This is a genomic window from Streptococcus sp. Marseille-Q6488, from assembly GCF_946902925.1.
GTDB lineage: Bacteria > Bacillota > Bacilli > Lactobacillales > Streptococcaceae > Streptococcus.
Genome location: NZ_CAMPPZ010000014.1, coordinates 28,765 through 55,338, shown reverse-complemented (window position 1 = coordinate 55,338; position 26,574 = coordinate 28,765). Strand labels below are relative to the sequence as shown.

Sequence of the window (26,574 nt, the reverse complement as noted above, 5' to 3'; positions counted from 1 at the left end):
GTCATGATGAAGTTCATATTGGATATTGTTAGTACACCAGCTATTTTAGTAGCTTTAATTGCAATCTTAGGATTAGTTCTTCAGAAGAAGAAATTACCTGATATTATTAAAGGTGGAATTAAGACCTTTGTTGGTTTCTTAGTTGTATCTGGTGGTGCAGGAATTGTACAAAATTCTTTGAATCCATTTGGTACCATGTTTGAACATGCTTTTCATTTATCTGGAGTTGTACCGAATAATGAAGCAATTGTAGCTGTAGCTTTAACAACATATGGCTCAGCTACTGCAATGATTATGTTTGCAGGTATGGTATTCAATATCTTAATTGCTCGTTTTACTCGATTCAAATATATCTTTTTAACAGGGCACCACACTCTATATATGGCGTGTATGATTGCAGTCATTTTATCAGTTGCTGGCTTTACAAGTTTGCCTCTTATCTTACTAGGAGGATTAGCACTCGGTATTATTATGAGTATTTCCCCAGCATTTGTGCAAAAATATATGGTTCAATTAACTGGAAATGACAAGGTGGCTTTAGGTCATTTCAGTTCTTTGGGATATTGGTTGAGTGGTTTTACTGGTAGCCTTATCGGTGACAAATCAAAATCAACAGAGGACATTAAATTTCCAAAGAGTTTAGCTTTTTTACGTGATAGTACTGTTAGTATTACTTTATCCATGGCAGTTATTTACATTATTGTAGCTATCTTTTCAGGGTCAGAATATATAGAAAAAGAAATCAGTAGTGGTACAAGTGGTCTAGTTTATGCTTTACAATTAGCAGGTCAATTTGCAGCAGGGGTATTTGTTATTTTAGCAGGTGTTCGCCTTATTTTGGGTGAAATTGTTCCAGCCTTTAAAGGTATTTCAGAGCGTCTTGTACCTAATTCAAAACCTGCTTTGGATTGTCCGATTGTTTATACTTATGCACCCAATGCAGTTCTAATTGGATTTATCTCTAGTTTTGTTGGTGGTTTAGTAAGTATGGCAATTATGATTGCTTCAGGAACGGTTGTTATCTTACCAGGCGTTGTGCCTCATTTCTTCTGTGGAGCGACTGCAGGTGTTATTGGGAATGCATCTGGTGGTGTTCGTGGAGCCACTATTGGAGCATTTTTACAAGGTATTTTAATCAGTTTTCTTCCAGTCTTTTTAATGCCAGTTTTGGGAGGACTTGGTTTCCAAGGATCAACTTTCTCAGATGCAGATTTTGGTCTATCAGGAATTATTTTAGGAATGTTAAATCAATTTGGCTCACAAGCAGGCATTGTGATTGGTCTTGTTCTTATTTTAGCAGTTATGTTTGGAGTATCCTTTATTAAAAAGCCATCTGTAAAGGAGGAATAAGGGATGATTTTAAGTAAAAATAGAGAAGATGAGTTAAGAAAATTTGCGACTAACATCCGATTAAATACTCTTGAAACCTTGAATCATCTTGGATTTGGTCATTATGGAGGGAGCCTGTCTATCGTAGAAGTTCTAGCAGTGCTTTATGGTGAAATAATGCCAATGACTCCAGAAATATTTGCATCGCGAGATAGAGATTATTTCATATTATCAAAAGGTCACGGAGGACCAGCTCTATACAGTACACTCTATTTGAATGGTTTCTTTGACAAAGAATTCTTATATTCTTTAAATACAAATGGAACCAAATTACCGTCTCATCCTGATAGAAATCTAACGCCAGGCATAGATATGACAACGGGCTCTTTAGGACAAGGAATTAGTGTTGCAACCGGACTTGCATATGGTCAGAGAATAAGAAAAAGTCCCTTTTATACCTATGCTATTGTTGGAGATGGTGAGTTAAATGAGGGACAATGTTGGGAGGCTATACAGTTTGCTTCTCATCAACAGTTATCTAATTTAATTGTATTTGTAGACGATAACAAAAAACAATTAGATGGTTTTACAAAGGATATTTGTAATCCAGGTGATTTTGTAGAAAAATTCTCATCATTTGGATTTGAATCCATTAGGGTCAATGGTTCAGATATTAGAGAAATTTATGAAGGGATTATCCAATTAAAACAGTCAAATAATTCATCCCCTAAGTGTATTGTATTAGACACTATTAAAGGTCAAGGAGTTCGAGAGCTGGAAGAAATGAAATCCAATCATCATCTTCGCCCTACTGTAGAGGAGAGACAAATGTTAACTTCAGTTGTAGAAAGATTAAGTCAGGAATTGGAGGAAACAGAATGATGAGAAGTACGAAAGAATTACGACATGTGTATAGAGATTTCCTTCTAGAGGCTAACCAAAGTTATTCTGATATAGTAGTTTTAGAAGCAGACTTGTCAAGTTCTAGGGCTACTAATAATCTTGAAAAGGACTTTGGAGACCGTTATGTGAATGTTGGGATCATGGAAGCAGAGATGGTCGGACTTGCAGCAGGTTTATCTATTCAGGGGTTTAGACCTTATCTTCATACATTTGGTCCTTTTGCTTCACGAAGGGTATTTGATCAATTATTTATTTCTCTTGGATACGCACAATTGGATGCCACTGTGATTGGATCAGATGCAGGAGTAACTGCAGAAATGAATGGTGGGACACATATGCCATTTGAAGAAATTGGATTGTTACGTTTAATTCCTAAATCGATCATTTTTGAAGCAACTGATGATATCCAATTTCGTGAAATATTGAACCAGACATTAGACTTAAAAGGACTGAAATATATTCGAACAATTAGAAAAGCTCCAGAGGCTGTATATCAAGGTGGAGAAGATTTTTCTAAAGGCTACATTGAGTTAAGACACGGTGAAGATGTTGTAATCGTTGCTTCTGGCATAATGGTTGCTCCAAGTATTCGAGTTGCGGATGAACTGTCTAAATTAGGTTATTCAGTAGGTGTGATAGATTTATTTAGAATTAAACCGATACCAGAACAGATAAAAACAATGTTAAGTGGAAAAACTATATTTACTGTAGAAAACCACAATCAGATAGGTGGAATTGGCAGTGCTTTATGTGAATTATTCTCTGATGATGGAATAACAAAAATTCATCGGATGGGTGTTCAAGAAAGATTCGGTCAAGTAGGGAAAGTGGATTATCTTCTTAATGAGTATGGTTTGAGTGAATCGAATATAAAAGAGAAAGTTCTAGAAATTTATAATGCAAGATAGATGTTGAATACACTGTTCTGAAAGAATTTTTGTAACAATTACAGTACGTTATTTAAAGAAAGCGGATTAAAAAGCATATTCTGGTCATCAGAAAGTGCCCTAATCCGCTTTGTTGTTTTTAGTTTTAAATATTTCATATGTATATAGAATTTTCTGAAAATTCAAGAATTTTCTTCTGTTCATTGCTTTTAAAATGTGCTATAATAGTAAAAACTGAAATGGGAGGGAACAAATGACCGAATTAGATAAACGTCACCGCAGTAGCATTTATGACAGTATGGTAAAATCACCAAACCGTGCTATGCTTCGTGCGACTGGTATGACAGATAAGGACTTTGAGACACCGATTGTGGGAGTGATTTCGACTTGGGCGGAAAATACACCATGTAACATCCACTTGCATGATTTTGGGAAATTGGCTAAAGAAGGTGTCAAATCGGCAGGTGCTTGGCCTGTGCAGTTTGGGACTATCACTGTAGCGGACGGGATTGCCATGGGAACGCCCGGTATGCGTTTCTCTTTGACATCTCGTGATATCATTGCGGACTCAATCGAGGCGGCTATGGGAGGCCACAATGTGGATGCCTTCGTCGCTATCGGTGGCTGTGACAAGAACATGCCTGGTTCTATGATTGCCATTGCCAATATGGATATTCCAGCTATTTTCGCTTATGGTGGAACTATTGCACCGGGAAATCTTGATGGTAAAGATATTGACTTGGTTTCTGTTTTTGAGGGTATCGGAAAATGGAACCACGGTGACATGACAGCTGAGGACGTAAAACGTCTTGAATGTAATGCCTGCCCTGGCCCTGGTGGCTGTGGTGGTATGTATACAGCTAATACCATGGCGACAGCTATCGAAGTTCTAGGTATGAGTTTGCCAGGCTCCTCATCTCACCCAGCTGAATCAGCTGATAAGAAAGAAGACATCGAAGCAGCAGGACGTGCTGTTGTTAAGATGTTGGAGCTCGGTCTCAAACCATCAGACATCTTGACTCGTGAAGCCTTTGAAGATGCCATCACTGTAACTATGGCTCTCGGTGGTTCTACAAATGCCACTCTTCACTTGCTTGCCATTGCCCATGCTGCCAATGTTGACTTGTCACTTGAGGACTTCAATACGATCCAAGAGCGTGTGCCTCACTTGGCCGACTTGAAACCATCTGGTCAGTATGTCTTCCAAGACCTCTATGAAGTCGGTGGTGTGCCTGCGGTTATGAGATACCTCTTGGCAAATGGTTTCCTTCATGGAGACCGCATTACATGTACTGGTAAGACTGTAGCTGAAAACTTAGCTGACTTTGCAGACCTTACACCAGGCCAAAAAGTCATTATGCCACTTGAAAATCCAAAACGTGCAGATGGTCCGCTTATCATCTTGAACGGGAACCTTGCCCCTGATGGAGCAGTTGCCAAGGTATCAGGTGTTAAAGTGCGTCGTCACGTTGGACCAGCTAAGGTCTTTGACTCAGAAGAAGATGCGATTCAGGCCGTTCTGACAGATGAAATCGTTGATGGCGATGTTGTCGTTGTTCGTTTTGTTGGACCTAAGGGTGGTCCTGGTATGCCTGAGATGCTGTCACTTTCATCCATGATTGTTGGTAAAGGTCAAGGAGACAAGGTTGCCCTCTTAACGGATGGCCGTTTCTCTGGTGGGACTTATGGTCTAGTTGTTGGACATATCGCTCCTGAGGCTCAGGATGGTGGACCAATTGCCTACCTTCGTACAGGCGATATTGTTACGGTTGACCAAGATACCAAAGAAATTTCCATGGCCGTATCCGAAGAAGAACTTGAAAAACGCAAGGCAGAAACTACCTTGCCACCACTTTACAGTCGTGGTGTCCTCGGTAAATATGCCCACATCGTATCATCTGCTTCACGCGGAGCCGTGACAGACTTCTGGAATATGGACAAGTCAGGTAAAAAATAAACTCAAAAAGCAAGCCAACTTCGGCTTGCTTCTTTTCATCTCCAAAAGTGATTTGCCTGCCTATACTCAATAAAAATCAAAGAGCAAACTAGAAAGCTAGGCGCAGGTTGCTCAAAACACTGTTTTGAGGTTGCAGATAGAACTGACGAAGTCAGTAACATCTATACGATAAGGCTAAGCTGACGTGGTTTGAAGAGATTTTTGAAGAGTATTAACGAGGTGGCAGTCCAAGGGCAATACGGCCGTAGCGACTGATTCGTGTGATTTTCCAGGCAGGCGACCAGGTGACTTCAACCTTGACATCTTCGATACCCTCGATTTGTTTCAGACCTGCTACGATTTCGATAGGCAGGCTTTCGGCACAATCACAGGCGGTGTCGGTGAAGGTCATGACAATCTTGCAGAGGCCCGTTTCATCCAGATTGATTTCATAAATCAGTCCTAGATTGTAAACATCCAATTCCACATCTGTATCAAAAACCTTCTCTAGTTTTTCGATAATTTGGTCTTGCAAGGCTAAAGCGCGGTCATTGATTTTGATATCCTCTCTCATTACAGTCCCTCCACGTGATAAATATCCTCTATTTTCTCATAATTCTGACAATTTGGCAAGTTTTTGATGAATTTTCTGAAAAATATGATAAAATGAAGAAAATACTGAATCAAGGGGAAGTCTATGGAGCAGATTGGAAAAGTCTTTAGACAATTACGAGAGTCAAGAAATATCTCGCTGAGACAAGCAACTGGGGGACAATTTTCGCCGTCTATGTTGTCCCGATTTGAAACAGGTCAGAGTGAGCTTTCGGTGGAAAAGTTTTTATTTGCCCTAGAAAATATATCTGCCAGTGTAGAGGAAATTCTCTTTCTGGCGAGAGGTTTTCAGTATGATACAGATTCTGAGTTGAGAAAAGAAATCATAGATGTCTTGGATCCAAAGAATATAGCTCCGCTTGAGGACTTGTATCGCAAGGAGTATCAAAAGCATGCCCATTCTCAAAACAAACAGAAACATATTCTAAATGCCATTATGATCAAGTCTTATATGAAGGGCATGGATGAAGGGGTAGAGTTAACAGCAGAGGAAGGGAAAGTCCTTCATGATTATTTGTTTTCTACCGAGATTTGGGGGATCTATGAACTCAATTTATTTTCAGTCAGTTCACCATTTTTATCTGTTTCTCTTTTTACTAGATATGTACGAGAAATGGTCCGAAAATCTGATTTTCTAATGGAAATGTCTGGCAATCGAAACCTTTTTCACACTATACTATTGAATGGTTTTTTAGCTAGCATTGAGTGTGAAGAATTTACTAATGCCCATTATTTTAAACGTGTTATCGAAGAGCATTTCTACAAGGAAAATGAGACCTACTTCCGAATTGTCTATTTGTGGGCGGAAGGTCTCCTTGATAGCAAGCAAGGCAGAGTCAAGGAAGGACAAAAAAAGATGGAAGATGCTGTCCGTATTTTTGAGATGCTTGGCTGTAACAAATCTGCCGAATACTATAGAAAAACGATCGATTGTTGAATATCTGCAAACTAAGAAAATTATTTGAAATTTGAAGCGATAGAACTATTGGGCTCTCTCGTGTCACTGGAGAAATTCTATCGTTTCTTTTTGCTCATTTCATTTGTTGCATATATTCAAAAGTTTTTCCTCTAAAATTTCTAAGTGCTATACTATAGTCATACTTCACATAAAACTTCGAACAAGAAGGGAGATTACCTATGAAACTATTGTTTAGAAATCAAGCTTATCGATTCTTGACTTTGTCACGATTCTTCAATGCTTTTGGTGCTTCGATTTTCAACCTGGTATTTATCGTCTATGCATCGACCTTGCCGCAAGCCTCCTTTGCTGTTGCTATGGCGAATATTGTCATGATTCTTCCGACTCTCTTTACAGTTTTTGTAGGGATTCGGGCAGATTACACGAGGGACAAGGTCAAATGGATGGTCTATAGCGGTTTGTTTCAGGCGGTTTTATTTTTTCTAGCAGCCCTAGTTGTTCAGCAAGCTAGTCTCTTTGCCTTTTCTAGCCTGTGTTTGATCAATGTCATTAGTGATGTCATCAGTGATTTTGCTGGTGGTTTGCGCATGCCTCTTATTAAGGAAAAAGTAGCTGAAAATGATTTGATGGAGGCTTACTCTTTTTCACAGTTCATCACCTATATTTCAGCTATTGGGGGTCAATCTTTCGGAGTCTGGCTCTTAGGGCTATTGGTCAACAATTTTTCCCTTGTTGCGGGAATCAATGCCTGTTTTTTCCTCGTATCAGCTTCTGTTCTCTTTTTAGGAAGAAGCAAATTGAGTATATCAATTTCATCTGCTGATGGTGAATCACTAAAAAATGAGAAGCTTCCTATCAAAGACCAGTTCCTAACGATTTACCGAAATTTACGTCTCGTTTTTCTTAAAAGTGGACAGAAAAACTTTGGTTTTATGCTCTTTGCTGTCTTGCTTATCAATGCCTTGGGTGGCGCTTTGGGTGGAATTTATAATATCTTCTTTTTGAGCCATTCTCTCTTGAATTTTTCTTATACAGAGGCACTATTTATCAGTCAAGTCTGTGCTTTAGTAGCAATCATCATCAGTAGCCTTACGGGCAATGATTATTTTGGGAAGCAGTCCTTGCCTAGATTGATGATGTGGGTGACCGTAGGACTCAGTCTAGTTGGTCTAGCTAATTTATTCAATCAAGTCGTACTTGGTTTACTATTTCTCTGTTCAACTCTGTATGTGTCTGGTAAAGTTCAACCAAAGATTAGTGCCATGCTCCTGAAAAATCTAGCTCCAGAGGTTCTAGCTCGTACCAGTAATTTTTTAGGTTTATTGTTCACCTTATCCATACCTGTGGGAACAGCCTGTTTTTCACTTGTAGCTGTATGGAATATACAGTTGACTTGGATGCTATTTGTTGGTCTTTCCTTGCTAGCTATTCTTTTGACGATTCTTAATCTCAAAAATGATATCTAATACTCTTCGAAAATCTCTTCAAACCACGTCAGTGTCGCCTTACCGTAGATATGGTTACTGACTTCGTCAGTTCTATCCACAACTTCAAAACATTGTTTTGAGCAACCTGCGGCTAACTTCCTAGTTTGCTTTTTGATTTTCATTGAGTATAAATCCTAATTTTGTTCTCACTGTTTTAATCCCTCTATTTATGGTAAAATAAGACTATTAAGTTTAAAGAGGATTCCCTATGAAATTACAAAAACCAAAAGGAACGCAGGATATTTTACCTGCTGAATCTGCCAAATGGCAGTACGTTGAGGGCTTTGCCCGTGAAATTTTCAAGCGCTATAACTATGCAGAAGTGCGCACGCCTATTTTTGAGCATTACGAGGTTATCAGCCGTTCTGTCGGAGATACAACGGATATCGTAACCAAGGAAATGTACGATTTCTATGACAAGGGTGACCGCCATATTACCCTCCGTCCAGAAGGAACTGCGCCTGTTGTCCGTTCCTACGTGGAAAATAAACTCTTCGCCCCAGAAGTGCAAAAGCCAAGTAAGTTCTACTACATGGGCCCTATGTTCCGCTATGAGCGTCCACAGGCAGGGCGTTTGCGCCAGTTCCACCAGATTGGTGTTGAGTGTTTTGGATCTAGCAATCCAGCTACCGATGTGGAAACCATCGCTATGGCAGCCCACTTCCTGAAAGAAATTGGCATCCAAGGTGTCAAATTGCACCTCAACACTCTTGGGAATCCTGAGAGTCGTGCGGCCTACCGTCAAGCCTTGATTGACTATTTGACACCGCTCAAGGAGACCTTGTCCAAGGATAGCCAACGTCGTTTGGAGGAAAATCCTCTCCGTGTCTTGGACTCTAAGGAAAAAGAAGACAAGGTGGCAGTGGAGAATGCACCTTCTATCTTGGATTTCCTTGATGAAGAAAGCCAAGCTCATTTTGATGCTGTGCGTCAGATGTTGGAAAATCTGGGTGTAGACTATATCATCGATACCAATATGGTGCGTGGTCTGGACTACTACAACCACACCATTTTCGAGTTTATCACTGAGATTGAGGGCAATGACCTGACCGTCTGTGCGGGTGGTCGTTACGATGGTTTGGTTTCTTACTTTGGAGGCCCTGAAACTGCTGGCTTTGGTTTTGGACTTGGTGTAGAGCGCCTGCTTCTCATTCTTGAAAAGCAAGGTGTGTCTCTCCCTATCGAAAACGCCCTAGATGTCTATATCGCAGTTTTGGGAGAAGGAGCAAATGTCAAGGCCTTGGAATTAGTACAGACTCTTCGCCAACAAGGTTTCAAAGCAGAGCGTGATTACCTCAATCGTAAACTCAAAGCTCAGTTCAAGTCAGCCGATGTCTTTGCGTCTAAGACCCTCATCACCCTAGGAGAGAGCGAAGTCGAAAGCGGACAAGTGACAGTCAAGAACAACCAAACTCGAGAAGAAGTGCAAGTGTCACTTGAGACAATCAGCCAAAACTTCTCAGAAATCTTTGAAAAACTAGGATTTTAATGATAGATAAACTGGTCAGGAACCTACTCCTGACCTTTTTCTTTTGCAAAATGACAAAAATCATAAACTTTTTGACAAATATGCTTGTCAAAAAGAAAAAGATGTGTTACAATATAAGCAAGTTAAGAAATAGGAGGGAGCCACATGTGGGTATGGATTTTGTTTCCTTTTCTCGTCTTGATTTATATGAGTCAATCTAAGAAAATCAAGCGGATAGAGAAGAGGTTAAAGGTAATCGAAAGAAAAGAGAAAGGAAACGCAGAAATGTCGAGATTATTGCAAGAAATGATTGGAAAGAAACCAACAATCATTGGAGAACTATTTGGAACAAATTTTTGGGAAGTTGTGGATGTTGATGAGGAATGGGTCAAGCTACGATACGTAGATAAGACGGGAAAAGAAAAAATCAAGTTGCAACGTATTGAGGATATCCAAGCCGTTGAATTTGACGGAGAGTAGGTGTGTGACATGCAACTAAAAAATCGTCTAAAAGAGTTGCGGGCTCGCGATGGCCTTAATCAAACCGAACTAGCCAAGCTAGCAGAGGTTTCCAGACAGACTATCAGTCTATTAGAACGGGATGAATACACCCCGTCCATTATCATTGCCCTGAAAATATCTCAAATTTTCAACGAAACAGTCGAATCGGTATTTCGCTTGGAGGAGGACGAGTGATGAACAAGTATAAAGTGATTTATTGTATGAGTGTTCTTGCCCTTATTGTGAATGCTTTTGCTATGATTGGAACATTACTGGGTTGGTTCTATTTTGTTGAAAGTAAGTATTTGTTTTGGGTTAACTTAGTCCTCTTGTCCATTTTCAACTGGTTAAAGAAAAAGGAGAAAAATGATGAACAAGTATAAAGTGATTTATTATGTAGTTGCCATAGCTTTATTAGTCAGCGTGTGTCTACTAATTGGAACAAATCTAGGATGGTTTGATCTCTATTACAGTGACCAATTTATTTGGGCCTACTTTGCCCTCATCCCAGTCGTTGACTGGATTGAAAAGAAAGCAAACAATTTAGCGAGTGAAAAAGGAGAATGAATATGAAAAAGAATAAGAAAGGTGTCTTGTTATTTTTAATGTCTGTTGTCTTTGGAGGCTTCTTGGGCATGTTTGTAGGGATGTTTAAGGCACGTGCCGAATCCTACGAAGTTATTTTAGATGTAAAAGTCTTGATACCTTGGATATCAGCTATTTGTTTAGTATTAGGTTTCATTAGTCTTTTTTTGACTTTCAATTTCTTAAAGAAAAGCAGAAAATTTCATTCCTTGTATCAAGAGGAAATGGATGATGATCTGAATGAAAGCTATTATGTGCAAATGTATCGGAATCTTGAGTTTGGAAGTATTGCTTTTAATAGTGCAAGTGTAGTGATTTTATTGGCTCTCTTCATTTCAGCAAGTGAAGTGGTTATACTAAATAGAAGCAATCTAACCTTATCTCTTTCTTTTTTGGGATTAGTGTTGACTTTTAATGCTCAAAAATATTTTTATAAAACCATTGCGATTGTTCGCCAGTTTGATATGGTATTTTTCTCTATGCCAAAGGATATCTTAGGTTATGTCAATTCTTGCGATGAAGGGGAGCGCCAGGCTAATTTGGAACAGAGTTTTCGGATTTTATTCCAATTACATCAGTATGTCTTGCCAGCTTTGTACTTTCTGATTGCTCTCTTTTCTTTACTGACAGGAGAGATTCAGTTACTAGCCTTCTTGTTTGTCGGAGCAATCCATATTTATATCAATGTGATGCAGTTACCTATGGTGAAACGTTATTTCAAATAAAGGAGTTTTTATGATTCGTGTTGAAAATGTAAGCAAAAGTTTTGGGAACAAAAAAGCTCTTCATCAGATTTCTTTTGAGATTAAGGAGGGTGAAATCTTTGGTTTTCTTGGGCCTTCTGGCTCAGGTAAAACAACCATGATCAATGTCTTAACAGGTCAGTTGGCTGCAGATCAAGGTAAAACAGTTTTGTTAGGCAAGAATTCTCAAGATTTAACCTCAAATGATTTGGAACAAATTGGTATTGTTAGTGATGGCAGTGGTTTTTATGAAAAGATGAGTCTTTATAAAAATCTTCTCATCTATGCTAAGTTATATGGTCTCAAGGCAGATAGAGTAAATCAGGTGCTCCAACAGGTTGGATTGGCAGATGCTAAAGATATTATTGCAGAAAAGTTATCTACTGGAATGAAACAACGAATGTTCTTGGCTCGTGCCCTTCTGAATGCTCCTAAGATTCTCTTTCTAGATGAGCCAACCAGTGGCTTAGACCCTACAACATCTAAGATGATTCATACCCTACTTCAAGAGTTAAAGCAGGCGGGGACAACTATCTTTCTGACCACGCATGATATGCATGAAGCAACTCTGCTTTGTGATCGCTTATCTCTTTTGAATAAGGGGAACTTAATAGAGTATGGAAGTCCACAAGATATTATCCAGAAGTACCATGTGGATAAGAAAGTACGTGTGGTTTATAATGATGGACGAGAACAGATCGTTCCATTTGAAGAATTACCACATTTAGATACGACAGATTTGATGATGGTTCACTCTTGTGAGCCAACTCTAGAAGAAATCTTTATCAGATTGACAGGAGAAAAGTTAGATGTTTAGAAAATTAAATGCCCTACTATGGTTAAGAGTACAAGTTCTTATTAGCAATTCAAGTTTGTTAGCAACTTTATTGATGCCTTTTGGTATTGCTGTTCTATATAATGAATTCATGAATAAGAATGGAGAATTGAGTATGTTTCTCCTCTCTACGAGTTTGACCATGGTCTTGAGTATGGGAAGTGGTTATATGGTATCGATTATGATGGCAGAAGATAAGGAAAAACGAAATCTGAAATCACTCATTCTAAGTGGTGTGACAGCAACAGAATATACTTTCAGTATGCTCGTTCTCCCTATTCTGATAATGTTGCTTGCTATGATTGCACTTCCCATCTATCTTAGAGTAGATGTATCTGGTTATTTAGTTGCCTACGTTATCTATTTGCTCCTAGCAACGATTAGTATTATTTTTCTCAACCTTCTAATCGGTGCGGTTTCAGATACTCAATCTAAAGCGCAAGTTTATAGTATCTTCCCTATGTTAATTGTCTCTTTTTTACCTATAATTGCTCTTCAAAATGATACGGCTCAGAAAGTGTTAGATTACTCGTTCGTCGGTCCTATTGTAAATCTTTTAAATCAAAAAGGTGGGGAAATATCTTTTTCTAATATTGGTATGTTACTTGCCTGGGTACTTGTGTTAGGAATAGCAAACCTCTTTGTATTGAAAAACAGCTATAAAGCAAGATAGGAGAACTTTATGAAACTACTTAAAAACCTTGGCTGGTTTCTTCTAGCCATTCTATCCTTTTTATTCATCTATGGCTTCATTCAGGTGCTCGCGACTACGTCGCTTGCCTTAGGCGGTTCACCCTATGCTGTGACCTTGCTCTATGTGGCCTTGGCTGGAGTTTATGTGTACGGCATTTACAAATGGTATCAGAAAGGTCCTGTTCGTATTGAGAAGAGTGGCTTCAACCGATTTATTTGGCTTCCTGTCTTGGTTTGGTTCTTATCTCTTGTTGTCCAGTTTTTCTTGCCAAATGATCCTTCAGTAAATCAGCAAATAGCGATAGACTTGACCTTGTCTCAACCACTTTTCTCATTCTTTGCGGTCGTTATTTTTGCTCCTTTGACGGAAGAACTTATCTTTAGAGGGATGTTGGCACGCTATCTCTTTCCTAAGCAGGACAATAGGAAACAAACTCTGATTTTCCTTCTGGTATCTAGTCTTCTGTTTGCCTTGATTCATTTCCCAGGTGATGTGCAACAATTTTTTGTCTATTTTAGCCTTGGTTTTAGTTTGGGTTTGGCTTACATTAGCAGAAAAGGTCTGGTCTACAGTATTTCTCTCCACGCTTTGAATAATTTAATCGGCTTTTTGATGATACTCATGCTATAATAGAGTCAGGAGGTCACATGAAACGAGTAATTTTATTAGCAGTGATTCAAGCAGTTGTTCTATTTTTCATCATTGGGGCGCTAGCTTATGCCTTTAAGGGCGATTTCTTCTATAACTATCTAGTAGTCGTCTTTGCCCCTATTGCAGGTGTCTTGCGTTTTGGGACAGCTTACATAACGGAAATTGTCTTGCCTCGAAAGGCAGCCGAAATCGCTGAAAAGCGTAAAGCAGGCAACAATTCAAAATAAAAGAGTCCGGTGAACTTCATCGGATTTTTGTATGTGAGTTAATTTTTAAAGACTGGCAAACTTTTCTGATGATTTTCATGAAGAGCCTGCGCTTTTATGGTAAAATAGTAACAGAATAAAAGAGGAGAGAAACAATGAAACGTAGTATGTATGCTGGTCGTGTTCGTGAGGAACACATCGGACAAGAAATAACCTTGAAAGGATGGGTAGGCCGTCGTCGTGACCTTGGTGGTTTGATCTTTATCGATCTTCGTGACCGTGAAGGAATCATGCAGTTGGTTATCAACCCTGAAAAAGTCTCTGCAGAGGTTATGACAACAGCTGAAAGCCTTCGTAGCGAATTTGTTATCGAGGTGACTGGTCAGGTCGCTGCGCGTGAGCAAGCCAATGATAAGTTGCCAACTGGTGCAGTTGAGTTAAACGTGACAGCTCTGACAGTGCTTAATACAGCTAAGACAACACCATTTGAGATTAAGGATGGTATTGAGGCCAATGACGATACACGTTTGCGTTACCGTTACCTTGACCTTCGTCGTCCAGAAATGTTGGAAAATCTTAAACTTCGTGCTAAGGTGACCCACTCTATCCGTAATTACTTGGATGAGTTGGAGTTTATCGACGTGGAGACACCATTCCTTTCTAAGTCAACGCCTGAAGGGGCGCGTGATTATTTGGTGCCATCTCGTGTTAATAAGGGGCATTTCTATGCTCTTCCTCAAAGTCCACAAATCACTAAGCAATTGTTGATGAATGCTGGTTTTGACCGTTACTACCAAATCGTCAAATGTTTCCGTGACGAGGACTTGCGTGGTGACCGCCAGCCTGAGTTCACTCAGGTCGACTTGGAAACGTCTTTCCTTACTGAGCAAGAAATCCAAGATATCACAGAAGGCTTGATTGCACGCGTGATGAAAGAAACTAAAGGCATCGAAGTCACTCTGCCTTTCCCGCGTATGAAGTATGATGACGCTATGGCTCGTTACGGTTCTGATAAGCCAGATACTCGTTTTGACATGTTGCTTCAGGACTTGACAGAAGTGGTCAAAGGTGTAGATTTTAAAGTCTTTTCAGAAGCACCTGCTGTAAAAGCAATTGTGGTCAAAGGCGCTGCGGACAACTATTCACGTAAAGACATCGACAAGATGACGGAAGTAGCCAAACAATATGGTGCCAAAGGTCTTGCTTGGGTCAAGGTGGTTGATGGAGAATTAAACGGACCAGTTGCCAAGTTCTTGACTGGTATCCAAGAAGAATTGACAGCAGCGCTTGCTCTTGAAGACAAGGACTTGGTTCTCTTTGTGGCGGATACGCTTGAAGTGGCCAATGCAACTCTCGGTGCCCTTCGTGGACGTATTGCCAAAGAGCTTGGCTTGATTGATAATGATAAGTTCAACTTCCTTTGGGTGGTTGACTGGCCGATGTTTGAATGGTCTGAAGAAGAAGGCCGCTACATGAGCGCCCACCATCCATTCACACTTCCACAGGAAGAGACTGCTCACGAATTAGAAGGTGATTTGGCTAAGGTTCGTGCCATTGCTTACGATATTGTCTTGAACGGTTATGAGCTTGGTGGTGGTAGTCTTCGTATCAACCAAAAAGACCTTCAAGAACGCATGTTCAAGGCTCTTGGTTTCTCAGCTGAAGAAGCAAATGACCAGTTTGGTTTCCTTCTTGAAGCCATGGACTATGGTTTCCCACCACACGGTGGTTTGGCTATAGGGCTTGATCGTTTTGTCATGCTCTTAGCAGGAGAAGAAAATATCCGTGAAGTCATTGCCTTTCCTAAGAACAACAAGGCAAGTGACCCAATGACACAAGCTCCTTCAACAGTCGCTCTCAAACAACTAGAGGAACTCAGCTTACAAGTAGAAGAAGATGAAACAAGCAAAACGAATTAAGCGGTGGCGCTATTATCTGCGCCGCTTTGCTTATCAGATAAAAATTTTACGTGTCTTACAAAGCATCTCTCGGGAAAAATATGATGAGAAGATTTCAGCTTCTCTGGTCTATGGTTTTTTATCAGCAGTGGCAGTCAATTTCTTTTTCCAACCAGGGCATGTGTATTCGAGTGGTGCGACAGGTCTGGCACAGATTATCTCTGCCTTGAGTAATCACTGGTTTGGTTTTCATATTCCGATTTCGCTAACCTTTTACGCTATTAACTTCCCTTTGATGGTCTTGGCTTGGTATCAGATTGGCCATAAGTTCACCGTCTTTACCTTTATCACGGTATCCATGAGTTCCTTCTTTATCCAGTTTGTCCCTGTGGCAACCTTGACGGAGGATCCCATTATCAATGCCCTTTTTGGGGGCGTTGTCATGGGCTTGGGGATTGGTTTTGCTCTTCGCAACAATATCTCTAGTGGTGGGACGGATATTGTCAGTTTGACTATTCGCAAGAAAACAGGTAAGAATGTCGGTAGTATTTCTTTCTTAGTAAATGGGACTATCATGCTGATAGCAGGCTTGACCTTTGGTTGGAAATACGCTCTCTACTCTATGATTACCATCTTTGTCTCTAGCCGTGTCACAGACGCTGTCTTTACTAAGCAAAAACGCATGCAGGCTATGATTGTGACCAATCATCCAGATAAAGTAATTGAGAAAATCCATAAAAAATTGCACCGCGGAGCAACCATGATCCACGATGCAGAAGGAACCTACAATCACGAGAGAAAGGCAGTTTTAATCACTGTTATTACACGTGCAGAGTTTAATGAATTTAAACAGATTATGAAACAGGTGGACTCAGGAGCCTTTGTCTCTGTATCGGAGAATGTTCATATTCTGGGACGATTCGTTGAAACAGAAAATTAGTGACCAAAAAAACCAGCGCGAGCTGGTTTTTATTTTTCGATAATTTTGTGGGCGATTAACTGACGGTAACAAATTTGTTTATTGCTTTTAGCATCGTTGATAATCTGAAGAATTGTTTCAAATGATGTTCGACCAAGTTCTAGGCTATTAATATCGACATAGGCTGCCAAGTTGAGCTTGGGATTGACTGAGTCGAAGCTGAGAACAGGGACATCCAGTTGGTGTTTTGCGATGTAATCACAGACCCCTGCAGCAAGGAGACTATCAATGGTAATAATAGCGTCAATATTTGGATCGTGTTTGAAGAGAAGTCTACTAAAGCGATAACCATTATCTTCAAGAAATTCAGTAGCAAAGTAAGTCAGATTAGTATCGAGAGGAAGTTGGTATTGTTTTAGAGCTAGCTCGTAACCTGTCAGACGGTCTTGTGTTACGAAGAGTCGCTTAGTACCTCCGATAAAGGCAATTCGCTTGCATCCTTTTTTGATGAAATACTCTGTCGCATCAAAACCAGCTTGGACATTGTCATTATCGACAAGTGGAATGAAAGGAGATAGAGATTTACCTAAGATAAGGAAAGGAAATTGCTCGTCTGCTACTAACTTAACCAAAGGGTCCTCTTCTTGGGCATAGAGGAAAATCAAACCATCTACACGCTTACCATAGACCATCTGAGAAATAGCTTTAAGACGCTCTTTGGCATCTTTACCTGTCGCAATCTGAATGGCGTAGTGATTTTCAGAAGCGACTTGGGCAATGCCACGGAGAACAGATGGGAAGAAAGGATTTTGATAGAAGGCATCTGAGTCGTCAGGAAGCACCAAGCCAATAACTTGGGTATAACTGCTTACCAAGCTACGAGCATTGAGGTTGGGGTGGTAGTTGAGTTCCTTCATAGCCTTGCGAACGCGTTTTTTTGTTTCGTCGCTAATGGTTGATTTATTTTGAATAACACGGGTTACGGTTGAAGGCGAAACACCAGCAGCCTTGGCCACGTCTTTAATCGTAACGGGCATAAAAATCTCCTATTTATGGTAATCTGGATCACGGAAATGTGTTTTATAAAAGATAGTGACCAGATACAGAACAAAAAGAATGTTTTGTATAGTGATGAGGTTTGACATATTTTGGCCAAATAATCCCAAAATAAGCGTAATCAGAGTTGGCAATCCTAAACAGTTCAAGATAAAATGATAGCACTCTTTAAAGGTTCTAAATGAAAAGAGGCGTGATTTCTTAGTGATATAAAGGAGAAGACTAGCTCCTAGAGAGACAATAAAGAAATTCAAACCAAAGAGGAAGCTGGCACCGAGAACTAGGAAGAGACTGATATAGACACGATTCTGTTGGTACCAGTCTTTAGAAATCGCTTGGGTTAAGCTGTCTTTGCTTTTGAAACTCTCAGTATCAATCACTCGGTAAGAGACTCGGGTCAGTTCCTTATTTTCCTTGCTGATGACGAGCTCATTCGTATCGAAATGCAGTTGCAAGTCCTTCGGGAACTCCTTACTTGGGCTTGGACCGATCACAATAGAAGGGGCTTGACTAGCTGTTCCTGTATAAGTTAATTTACCATCAACAATTGCAGCATGCTCAGAGAGATCCTGGACAACCTCATCTGTCAATGGTTCATAGACATTATCGATAAAGGTTTCTAGCGGATAAGTCTCCTGCGAGCTGTTTTGAATGGCAATGGGTACCATAGACAAGCTGATAAGGAAGATACTGGTAAAGAGTAGTTGGAACCAGTTGAGTCCGAAACGTTTGGACAGGGGCTTACGAAATCCCCAAATACTTGAAAAATAGGAAAATGGATATGGAAGCATAGGTATCTTTCTAAAAGGTGTTTTCTATATGAGTATTATTATATAGAGAAATGTGCTTTATTTCAAGTCTAGGAGAAAAATTGCTTGTTGTAAGGATGTTATTTACAGTAACAATCGCTAATACTCAATGAAAATCAAAGTGCAAACTAGGAAGCTAGCCGCAGGTTGCTCAAAGCACAACTTTGAGGTTGCAGATGGAAGCTGACGTGGTTTGAAGAGGTTTTCGAAGAGTATAAAATGAAAAAGGGTGGCGGGGATATATTATCCCTTGTCGCCACCACTTGTAAGTCCTGAAACAAAGTTCTTTTGTAGGAAGAAGAAGAGAATACAGATTGGAAGGGCGATGAGGATAGCACCTGCTGAGAAGTAGGCAATCTTCATGTTTTTCACATTGCTAACGAAGGTTTGGAGACCTACGGCAACAGTAAAGTATTCTTTCTCACGAAGCAAGAAACTAGAGAGGATGTAGTCCCCAAAAGGTCCCATGAAGGCCCAGAGAGCTTGTACGGCAACCATTGGGCGAACAAGTGGAAGAACAATTTGCCAGAAACGGCGGAAGTGTCCTGCACCGTCTAGTTTTGCAGATTCGTCTAAAGACATTGGCACTGTATCGAAGTAGCCTTTCATGAGCCAAGCATTCATCGGGATACCACCACCAACGTAGAGGAAGATGAGGAACCAGCTGTGGTTAAGGGCGTTCAACATAAGCGCCATAACGAAGAAGGCTGTCAAAGCGGCCATAGTTGGCACCATTTGGATAATCAAGAAGAAGACCAAACTTTGTTTACGAGCCAAGAAGTTGTAACGGCTGTAAGCATAACCAGCAAGTACGATGATACTTGTTTGAACAGCCATGGTAATCAAGGCGATAATCAAAGTGTTGAGGTACCAAGTACCGTACAAGGTTTCAGTGAAGAGGCCTTTAAAGTTATCAAAATTGAGGTCGATGTTAGTATCTAGTTTAAAGGCTGAGACGTTACCTGCTTTAAAGGCTGACATGATGGTAATCAAAAGTGGATAGATAATGACAATTGATAGACCAATCAGGTAAAGGTAAGTAAGGGTTTGAGTCAGTCTACGTTTGAGTTTAATTGAGTTATTCATCTTAGACGTCCTCCATATCAAATGCGTGTAGTTTCTTGAATGCGATCATAGAGATTGAGATGACAATGATAGAGATAATCAAGGTAACAGCTGCCGCCATTGAGTATTGAGGAGATGTACCTGTTGTCAAACGGTAGATCCATGAGATCAAGATATCTGTTGAACCAGCTCCTCCACCGACACTACCAGGTCCTCCACCATTGAAGAGGTACATGATAGAGAAGTTGTTAAAGTTGAAGGTGTATTGACTGATCAAAGTAGGTGCCGCAACGGCCAAGATCATTGGGAAAGTGATGTTGCGGAATTTTTGCCAAGCATTGGCACCGTCAATATAAGCTGCTTCGTAAAGGTCGTTAGGAATAGATTGCAAGATACCCAAGGTCAAAACGTAGATGTATGGGAATCCAAGCCAACCTTGCATCATAATCAAGGCAACCTTTGTCCAAGTAGGGTCTGTTTTCCAAGGGATAAGAGCCCCATCAAGGAAAGGAAGGAATTTAGCAAAGATCGGCAAGACTTGAGTGTTGATAGCGCCGACACTATCATTAAACATATTTGAGAATGTCAAGATAGTGATGAAGGCTGGGACAGCCCAAGGAAGAAGGAAAATAACACCGAAGATACGTTTTCCTTTGATAAATGGTTGGTTAGCAATGATAGCTGTGAAGATACCAATCACGATCTGCAAAGTTGAGGCAGATAAAGCCCAAATGATAGTCCAAGAAAGAACAGAACCGAAGGCAGAACGGAAGGTACTCAAGCTCCAAATGTTTGTAAAGTTGGTCAAACCAACCCAGTCCAACAATTTGTTTGGTGGCAAGTGTTGGAAGTCGTAGTTGGTAAAGGCGATCATCAAGGTTACGATAACTGGGAAGATAATCGCAAAAGTCATTGCAATATAAGATGGAATGATCAAGAGGTAAGGGAAGCCATTTTCATAGATTCCTTTGACCATTTCTTTAAAGGTAAGTGCTACTGGAATACCATTATTAATGTGTTTGGCAGTTGTATGAGCATCTTTGATATTTGCGAAATAAAAGAGTACATAAACAACTACAAAGATTAAATGGAAGGCACCACGAATCAGCATAAAGAGGGAATTGTCACGACCTGGCTTGTCACCAAGAGTGATGAGATTGCTCAATTCAGGGGCTGCAAGTGCTAGGAAGTAGAGGACAAATACGATGGTTACACCAAGGAAGATAAAACCTTTGGCTTTTTGTTTATTGTAAATCTGTCCTAACCCAGGAATGATAGACAGCAGGGCTGCTTTACTAGGTTGTTGCTTTTCCATAATAACTCCTTTCATAGGATACTGGTTTCTACATAAAACCTAAACTATTTGTGTTTTTGTTGATAAATTCAAAGGGGGATTTGATTTCCACCCCCCTTGAACAAATTTTTTATTCACCAAATTTTTGTTTGATTGTTTCTTTGATCAATGTTACAGCATCGTTAGCTGCTGTTTTAGCATCTTTCTTACCGCTTACAGCTTCAAACAACATTGTTTTAGCTGGGTCCCAAACTGCTGACATTTGAGAGATGTTTGGCATTGGTTGAGCGTTCTTGAATTGTTTGATAACAGCTGTTGTCAACTCATCGTTTTTACCTTCAGCGTATGAACGAGCTTCAGTATTCGCTGGGATTTCGTTAGTCTTATCGTAGAAGGCTTTTTGTTGTTCAGTTGAAACAAGGAAGTCTACAAATTTTTGAGCAGCTTCAAGGTTCTTAGTGCTTGATGGGATGATCCAAGCTTTACCACCACCAAATGCTGCGTAGTCTTTTCCGTTTGGAAGAGTTGGGATAGTTGCAACACCGTAGTTTACTTTAGCGTCTTTGAAGGCTTGAGCTTTCCAAGGTCCATCGATGATAGCAGCTGTTTTACCTTCTTGGAATTGAGTTTGGATTAGGTTTCCAGCTCCTTCCGTATCTTGCATACCTTTAGGCCATTTTTCATACCAAGTTTTAGCGTATTCTACACCTTTGATAGCGCCGTCGTTTGCAAGACCGATGTCTTTAGCGTCTTTACCGTTTTGTCCGAATACGTAACCGCCGTTACCAGCAAGAAGTCCGTATGCAAAGTAGAAGTTTGTCCAGTCAGCTAGGAAAGCAGAAGTTTTTCCATCTTCTCCAGCGAATGCGTATTTGCTATCTTTAGCAAGGTTTTCCAAGTCAGCAAATGTTTTTGGAGCTTCTTTTACCAAGTCTTTGTTGTAGTACATAACAAGTGACTCGATAACGGCAGGAGCACCGTAAACTTTACCGTCAGCAGCTGTTACAAGAGATTTAGTTTTATCATCTGTTTTAGCACCGTCGCTCAATTTCACTTCTGAAAGTTGTCCGTCAGTACCAAGGCTACCTACACGGTCGTATGGAGCCATCATAACGTCAGGAGCTTGACCTGATTGGTTGTCAAGAGAAAGTTTGTCAAGCCCACCCATTTGGTCACCAGATTTGATGTTAACTGTTGTTCCTGATTGTTCTTTATAAGCTTTAGCTACTGTTTCAGCATAAGCTTTGTATTGGTCCTCAACGTAAAGAGTGATTTCTTTCGCTTCAGATGAACCAGAATCAGCAGGTTTATCAGCAGTTTTGCTTCCGCAAGCTACCAAAAGCAAGCTAGCAAGTGTAGCAGTTCCAAGCACAGCAGCGCTCTTCATGAATTTAGATGACATAGTGTATTCCTCCTAAAGAATAACAAGTTTTATTGACAAGAAAAACGCAAACGTTTTCCTTTATGAGCTTAGTATAGCACAAATAGAAAACGGTTGCAAGTGTTTTTGTTAAAAATTTTAAAAAAATTTTAAGCTTGATTTGATAGCATGATTTTACTTTTTATATAGAAGAAAAGTGTGAAATAGATAAGAATACAGTATTTTTAATAAAAAATAGATGGAATCTGTCTAAAGAGGGAAATCAGGAGGGGCTATTTCCTTGTTTCTAATCCCTATCTATTTTCTATAGACCTTTGTGCCTCCTACATATAAATTAAAGTTTTTTTAAGGAGGTTTTGCACTTTGTAGACTGTTTCATGAGAGTCAAACTTTAGGATTAGATAGTTTCAAGTTATCTTTGCTAAAATGAGTTAGTCTCCTTAAAAATAATCAAAAAAGTTTTTTTAAAAACGCTTGCAATTATGCTTGAAAAGGAGTATACTTATAAGTAGCGCAAACGTTTGCGTCTGTTAAAATACGCAACGTTCCATTATTTTAACACATGAGGTGCTATTATGAAAAAACGTCAAAGTGGTGTGTTGATGCACATCTCTTCTCTCCCAGGAGCTTACGGAATCGGATCATTTGGTCAAAGTGCTTACGACTTCGTTGATTTCTTGGTTCGTACAAAACAACGTTACTGGCAAATCCTTCCATTAGGAACAACTAGTTACGGGGATTCTCCTTACCAATCTTTCTCAGCCTTCGCAGGAAACACTCATTTTATCGATTTAGATATCTTGGTGGAGCAAGGTTTGTTGGAAGTAAGTGACCTTGAAGGAGTTGACTTTGGTAGCGATGCGTCTGAAGTTGACTATGCTAAGATTTACTATGCACGTCGTCCTCTTTTAGAAAAAGCGGTGAAACGTTTCTTTGAAGTCGGAGATGTTAAAGATTTTGAGAAATTTGCTCAAGACAACCAATCATGGCTTGAGCTCTTTGCTGAGTATATGGCTATCAAAGAGCATTTTGACAATCTTGCTTGGACAGAATGGCCAGATGCAGATGCTCGTGCTCGTAAAGCTTCAGCACTTGAAAGCTACCGTGAGCAATTAGCAGACAAGTTGGTTTACCACCGTGTGACGCAATACTTCTTCTTCCAACAATGGTTGAAATTGAAAGCTTACGCAAACGACAACCACATCGAAATCGTTGGGGACATGCCAATCTACGTAGCGGAAGATTCAAGCGATATGTGGGCAAATCCACATCTCTTCAAGACAGATGTCAATGGTAAGGCTACTTGCATCGCCGGATGCCCACCAGATGAATTTTCTGCAACTGGTCAGCTTTGGGGTAACCCAATCTATGACTGGGAAGCAATGGACAAAGACGGCTACAAATGGTGGATTGAACGCTTGCGTGAAAGCTTCAAAATCTACGACATCGTTCGTATCGACCACTTCCGTGGTTTCGAATCTTACTGGGAAATCCCTGCTGGTTCTGATACAGCAGCACCTGGTGAGTGGGTGAAAGGTCCTGGCTACAAGCTTTTTGCAGCCGTTAAGGAAGAACTTGGTGAGCTAAACATCATTGCAGAAGACCTTGGTTTCATGACAGACGAAGTTATCGAATTACGTGAACGTACTGGCTTCCCAGGAATGAAGATTCTTCAATTTGCCTTCAACCCAGAAGACGAAAGCATCGATAGCCCACACTTGGCACCTGCTAACTCTGTTATGTACACAGGAACACACGATAACAATACGGTCCTTGGTTGGTACCGTAATGAGATCGACGATCCAACTCGTGAATACATGGCTCGCTACACGAACCGTAAAGAGTATGAAACAGTTCCACACGCTATGCTTCGCACAGTCTTTTCATCAGTTAGCTTCATGGCAATTGCAACTATGCAAGATTTGCTAGAATTGGATGAGACAGCTCGTATGAACTTCCCATCTACCCTTGGTGGAAACTGGTCTTGGCGTATGACTGAGGAACAATTGACACCAGCTGTCGAGGAAGGTTTGCTTGACTTGACAACAATCTATCGCCGAATCAATGAAAATTTGGTAGAATTAAAGAAATAATACAATATCAGGAGACACCTTAAACATGTTATCACTACAAGAATTTGTACAAAATCGTTACAATAAAACCATTGCAGAATGTAGCAATGAAGAGCTTTACCTTGCTCTTCTTAACTACAGCAAGCTTGCAAGTAGCCAAAAACCAGTTAACACTGGTAAAAAGAAAGTTTACTATATCTCAGCTGAGTTCTTGATTGGTAAACTCTTGTCAAACAACTTGATCAACCTTGGTCTTTACGACGATGTCAAAAAAGAACTTGCTGCTGCAGGTAAAGACTTGATCGAAGTCGAAGAAGTTGAATTGGAACCATCTCTTGGTAATGGTGGTTTGGGACGTTTGGCTGCCTGCTTTATCGACTCAATTGCGACTCTTGGCTTGAACGGTGATGGTGTTGGTCTTAACTACCACTTTGGTCTTTTCCAACAAGTTCTTAAAAACAACCAACAAGAAACAATTCCAAATGCATGGTTGACAGAGCAAAACTGGTTGGTTCGCTCAAGCCGTAGCTACCAAGTACCATTTGCAGACTTTACTTTGACATCAACTCTTTATGATATTGATGTTCCTGGTTACAAGACAGAAACGAAGAACCGCTTGCGTTTGTTTGACTTGGATTCAGTTGATTCTTCTATTATTAAAGACGGTATCAGCTTTGACAAGACAGATATCGCTCGCAACTTGACTCTCTTCCTTTACCCAGATGATAGTGACCGTCAAGGTGAATTGCTCCGTATCTTCCAACAATACTTCATGGTTTCAAACGGTGCGCAATTGATCATCGACGAAGCAATCGAAAAAGGAAGCAACTTGCATGACCTTGCTGACTACGCAGTTGTCCAAATCAACGACACTCACCCATCAATGGTTATCCCTGAATTGATCCGTCTTTTGACTGCACGTGGTATCGAGCTTGACGAAGCAATTTCAATCGTTCGTAGCATGACTGCCTACACTAACCACACAATACTTGCTGAAGCCCTTGAAAAATGGCCTCTTGAATTCTTGCAAGAAGTGGTTCCTCACTTGGTACCAATCATCGAAGAATTGGACCGTCGCGTGAAAGCAGAATACAAAGATCCAGCTGTTCAAATTATCGATGAGAGCGGACGTGTTCACATGGCTCACATGGATATCCACTACGGATACAGCGTTAACGGAGTAGCAGCACTTCACACTGAAATCTTGAAGAACTCTGAGTTGAAAGCCTTCTATGACCTTTACCCAGAAAAATTCAACAACAAAACAAACGGTATCACTTTCCGTCGTTGGCTCATGCATGCTAACCCAAGCTTGTCTCACTACTTGGATGAGATTCTTGGAGATGGTTGGCACCATGAAGCTGATGAGCTTGAAAAACTCTTGTCTTATGAAGACAAAGCAGCTGTCAAAGAAAAATTGGAAAGCATCAAGGCTCACAACAAACGTAAATTGGCTCGTCACTTGAAAGAACACCAAGGTGTAGAAATCAATCCAAACTCTATCTTTGATATCCAAATCAAACGTCTTCACGAGTACAAACGCCAACAAATGAACGCTTTGTACGTGATCCACAAATACCTTGACATCAAAGCTGGGAACATCCCTGCTCGCCCAATCACAATCTTCTTTGGTGGTAAAGCAGCTCCAGCCTACACAATCGCTCAAGACATCATCCACTTGATCCTTTGCATGTCAGAAGTTATTGCTAACGATCCAGCAGTAGCTCCACACTTGCAAGTAGTTATGGTTGAAAACTACAACGTTACTGCAGCAAGCTTCCTTATCCCAGCATGTGATATCTCAGAACAAATCTCACTTGCTTCTAAAGAAGCTTCAGGTACTGGTAATATGAAATTCATGTTGAACGGAGCTTTGACTCTTGGTACTATGGACGGAGCTAACGTGGAAATCGCTGAGTTGGTTGGCGACGAAAACATCTACATCTTTGGTGAAGATTCAGAAACTGTTATCGACCTTTACGCAAAAGCAGCTTACAAATCAAGCGAATTCTACGCTCGTAAAGCTATCAAACCATTGGTTGACTTCATCGTTAGCGATGCAGTTCTTGCAGCTGGAAATAAAGAGCGCTTGGAACGTCTTTACAATGAATTGATCAACAAAGACTGGTTCATGACTCTTCTTGACTTAGAAGATTACATCAAAGTGAAAGAGCAAATGTTGGCTGACTACGAAGACCGTGACGCATGGTTGGATAAAGTCATCGTTAACATTTCTAAAGCAGGGTTCTTCTCATCTGACCGTACAATTGCTCAGTATAACGAAGATATCTGGCACTTGAACTAAGATACAAATTTATACTAAT

General features: G+C 40.3%; 27 protein-coding genes. 20 read left to right on the top strand and 7 right to left on the bottom strand.

The features are described 5' to 3' along the window. Positions 1 to 3 precede the first annotated feature (3 nt). The 4 genes from OVN23_RS07480 (at position 4) to ilvD (ending at position 5,076) form a co-directional block, all read left to right on the top strand. On the top strand, positions 4 to 1,350 hold the full coding sequence (locus tag OVN23_RS07480) for a PTS ascorbate transporter subunit IIC (RefSeq protein ID WP_267240896.1): 1,347 nt from the start codon (positions 4 to 6) through the stop codon (positions 1,348 to 1,350). Positions 1,351 to 1,353: 3 nt separating this feature from the next. Further along, on the top strand, positions 1,354 to 2,211 hold the full coding sequence (locus OVN23_RS07475; RefSeq protein ID WP_166732271.1) for a transketolase: 858 nt from the start codon (positions 1,354 to 1,356) through the stop codon (positions 2,209 to 2,211). Then, positions 2,208 to 3,140: a transketolase family protein gene (locus tag OVN23_RS07470; protein ID WP_173228701.1), complete on the top strand. Its 933-nt coding sequence runs from the start codon at positions 2,208 to 2,210 to the stop codon at positions 3,138 to 3,140. Before OVN23_RS07475 ends, OVN23_RS07470 begins: the two co-directional genes overlap by 4 nt. Before the next feature lie 232 nt (positions 3,141 to 3,372). Continuing rightward, on the top strand, positions 3,373 to 5,076 hold the full coding sequence (ilvD, locus tag OVN23_RS07465) for a dihydroxy-acid dehydratase (protein WP_000137346.1): 1,704 nt from the start codon (positions 3,373 to 3,375) through the stop codon (positions 5,074 to 5,076). 211 nt (positions 5,077 to 5,287) lie between these two features. Here ilvD and OVN23_RS07460 read toward each other — a convergent pair whose 3' ends face one another. After that, positions 5,288 to 5,629, bottom strand: coding sequence for a metal-sulfur cluster assembly factor (locus OVN23_RS07460; protein WP_001206380.1), 342 nt, complete (start codon positions 5,627 to 5,629; stop codon positions 5,288 to 5,290). 123 nt (positions 5,630 to 5,752) lie between these two features. Between OVN23_RS07460 and rgg the strand changes: the two genes are divergently transcribed. Together rgg and OVN23_RS07450 are read left to right on the top strand one after the other, a co-directional pair. Beyond that, positions 5,753 to 6,604, top strand: coding sequence for a quorum-sensing system transcriptional regulator Rgg (rgg, locus tag OVN23_RS07455; protein WP_173214482.1), 852 nt, complete (start codon positions 5,753 to 5,755; stop codon positions 6,602 to 6,604). Between the two features lie 200 nt (positions 6,605 to 6,804). Beyond that, positions 6,805 to 8,052: a transporter gene (locus OVN23_RS07450; RefSeq protein WP_267240895.1), complete on the top strand. Its 1,248-nt coding sequence runs from the start codon at positions 6,805 to 6,807 to the stop codon at positions 8,050 to 8,052. Here OVN23_RS07450 and OVN23_RS07445 read toward each other — a convergent pair. Continuing rightward, entirely contained in the window at positions 8,049 to 8,195 is a 147-nt protein-coding gene (locus OVN23_RS07445) for a hypothetical protein (RefSeq protein ID WP_000694304.1), read from the bottom strand. The genes OVN23_RS07450 and OVN23_RS07445 overlap by 4 nt on opposite strands. 86 nt (positions 8,196 to 8,281) lie before the next feature. On the opposite strand from OVN23_RS07445, the gene hisS reads away from it, so the two are divergent. The 12 genes from hisS to OVN23_RS07385 all read left to right on the top strand — a co-directional run bounded on the left by hisS (position 8,282) and on the right by OVN23_RS07385 (position 16,594). Then, entirely contained in the window at positions 8,282 to 9,562 is a 1,281-nt protein-coding gene (gene hisS, locus OVN23_RS07440) for a histidine--tRNA ligase (protein ID WP_112444830.1), read from the top strand. A gap of 144 nt (positions 9,563 to 9,706) precedes the next feature. Further along, a complete protein-coding gene (locus OVN23_RS07435) occupies positions 9,707 to 10,021 on the top strand; it encodes a hypothetical protein (protein WP_112444828.1) in 315 nt (104 codons plus the stop codon). A 9-nt stretch (positions 10,022 to 10,030) separates the two neighbouring features. Next, positions 10,031 to 10,237, top strand: a complete 207-nt coding sequence (locus tag OVN23_RS07430) for a helix-turn-helix transcriptional regulator (RefSeq protein WP_020900531.1) — start codon at positions 10,031 to 10,033, stop codon at positions 10,235 to 10,237. Next, positions 10,237 to 10,425, top strand: coding sequence for a hypothetical protein (locus OVN23_RS07425; protein WP_112444826.1), 189 nt, complete (start codon positions 10,237 to 10,239; stop codon positions 10,423 to 10,425). Before OVN23_RS07430 ends, OVN23_RS07425 begins: the two co-directional genes overlap by 1 nt. After that, positions 10,412 to 10,609, top strand: coding sequence for a hypothetical protein (locus OVN23_RS07420; protein ID WP_033682914.1), 198 nt, complete (start codon positions 10,412 to 10,414; stop codon positions 10,607 to 10,609). Before OVN23_RS07425 ends, OVN23_RS07420 begins: the two co-directional genes overlap by 14 nt. A 2-nt stretch (positions 10,610 to 10,611) precedes the next feature. Then, the gene (locus tag OVN23_RS07415) at positions 10,612 to 11,352 is read left to right on the top strand and encodes a DUF3169 family protein (protein WP_049513535.1); all 741 of its coding nucleotides are present in this window, start codon (positions 10,612 to 10,614) and stop codon (positions 11,350 to 11,352) included. A gap of 10 nt (positions 11,353 to 11,362) precedes the next feature. Then, positions 11,363 to 12,187 (top strand): ABC transporter ATP-binding protein, encoded by an 825-nt coding sequence (locus OVN23_RS07410; protein WP_164226267.1) that lies wholly within the window; start codon positions 11,363 to 11,365, stop codon positions 12,185 to 12,187. Next, on the top strand, positions 12,180 to 12,878 hold the full coding sequence (locus tag OVN23_RS07405) for an ABC transporter permease (RefSeq protein ID WP_164226268.1): 699 nt from the start codon (positions 12,180 to 12,182) through the stop codon (positions 12,876 to 12,878). The genes OVN23_RS07410 and OVN23_RS07405 overlap by 8 nt, the downstream gene beginning before the upstream one ends. A gap of 9 nt (positions 12,879 to 12,887) precedes the next feature. After that, a complete protein-coding gene (locus tag OVN23_RS07400) occupies positions 12,888 to 13,529 on the top strand; it encodes a CPBP family intramembrane glutamic endopeptidase (RefSeq protein WP_164226269.1) in 642 nt (213 codons plus the stop codon). A gap of 17 nt (positions 13,530 to 13,546) precedes the next feature. Further along, positions 13,547 to 13,777 carry a hypothetical protein gene (locus tag OVN23_RS07395; RefSeq protein WP_164226270.1) on the top strand — a complete coding sequence of 77 codons (231 nt, stop codon included), beginning with the start codon at positions 13,547 to 13,549 and terminating at the stop codon, positions 13,775 to 13,777. 134 nt (positions 13,778 to 13,911) lie between these two features. After that, complete coding sequence (aspS, locus tag OVN23_RS07390; RefSeq protein ID WP_164226271.1) at positions 13,912 to 15,675, top strand: aspartate--tRNA ligase; 1,764 nt, start codon at positions 13,912 to 13,914, stop codon at positions 15,673 to 15,675. Then, positions 15,653 to 16,594, top strand: a complete 942-nt coding sequence (locus OVN23_RS07385; protein ID WP_164226272.1) for a YitT family protein — start codon at positions 15,653 to 15,655, stop codon at positions 16,592 to 16,594. The genes aspS and OVN23_RS07385 overlap by 23 nt, the downstream gene beginning before the upstream one ends. 29 nt (positions 16,595 to 16,623) lie before the next feature. Here OVN23_RS07385 and OVN23_RS07380 read toward each other — a convergent pair whose 3' ends face one another. From OVN23_RS07380 to OVN23_RS07360, 5 genes are all read right to left on the bottom strand, one after another. Continuing rightward, on the bottom strand, positions 16,624 to 17,610 hold the full coding sequence (locus OVN23_RS07380; RefSeq protein ID WP_164226273.1) for a LacI family DNA-binding transcriptional regulator: 987 nt from the start codon (positions 17,608 to 17,610) through the stop codon (positions 16,624 to 16,626). 9 nt (positions 17,611 to 17,619) lie between these two features. Beyond that, positions 17,620 to 18,420: a DUF1189 domain-containing protein gene (locus tag OVN23_RS07375; RefSeq protein ID WP_164226274.1), complete on the bottom strand. Its 801-nt coding sequence runs from the start codon at positions 18,418 to 18,420 to the stop codon at positions 17,620 to 17,622. Positions 18,421 to 18,681: 261 nt separating this feature from the next. Further along, positions 18,682 to 19,524, bottom strand: coding sequence for a sugar ABC transporter permease (locus tag OVN23_RS07370; protein WP_004236955.1), 843 nt, complete (start codon positions 19,522 to 19,524; stop codon positions 18,682 to 18,684). Between the two features lies 1 nt (position 19,525). Then, a complete protein-coding gene (locus OVN23_RS07365; RefSeq protein WP_000414955.1) occupies positions 19,526 to 20,818 on the bottom strand; it encodes a sugar ABC transporter permease in 1,293 nt (430 codons plus the stop codon). A 109-nt stretch (positions 20,819 to 20,927) separates the two neighbouring features. Beyond that, on the bottom strand, positions 20,928 to 22,199 hold the full coding sequence (locus OVN23_RS07360) for an extracellular solute-binding protein (RefSeq protein ID WP_000095466.1): 1,272 nt from the start codon (positions 22,197 to 22,199) through the stop codon (positions 20,928 to 20,930). Between the two features lie 554 nt (positions 22,200 to 22,753). On the opposite strand from OVN23_RS07360, the gene malQ reads away from it, so the two are divergent. Continuing rightward, positions 22,754 to 24,271, top strand: coding sequence for a 4-alpha-glucanotransferase (gene malQ / locus OVN23_RS07355; protein ID WP_173253540.1), 1,518 nt, complete (start codon positions 22,754 to 22,756; stop codon positions 24,269 to 24,271). 25 nt (positions 24,272 to 24,296) lie between these two features. Next, entirely contained in the window at positions 24,297 to 26,555 is a 2,259-nt protein-coding gene (gene glgP / locus OVN23_RS07350) for a glycogen/starch/alpha-glucan family phosphorylase (protein ID WP_000950149.1), read from the top strand. Positions 26,556 to 26,574: the final 19 nt, after the last annotated feature.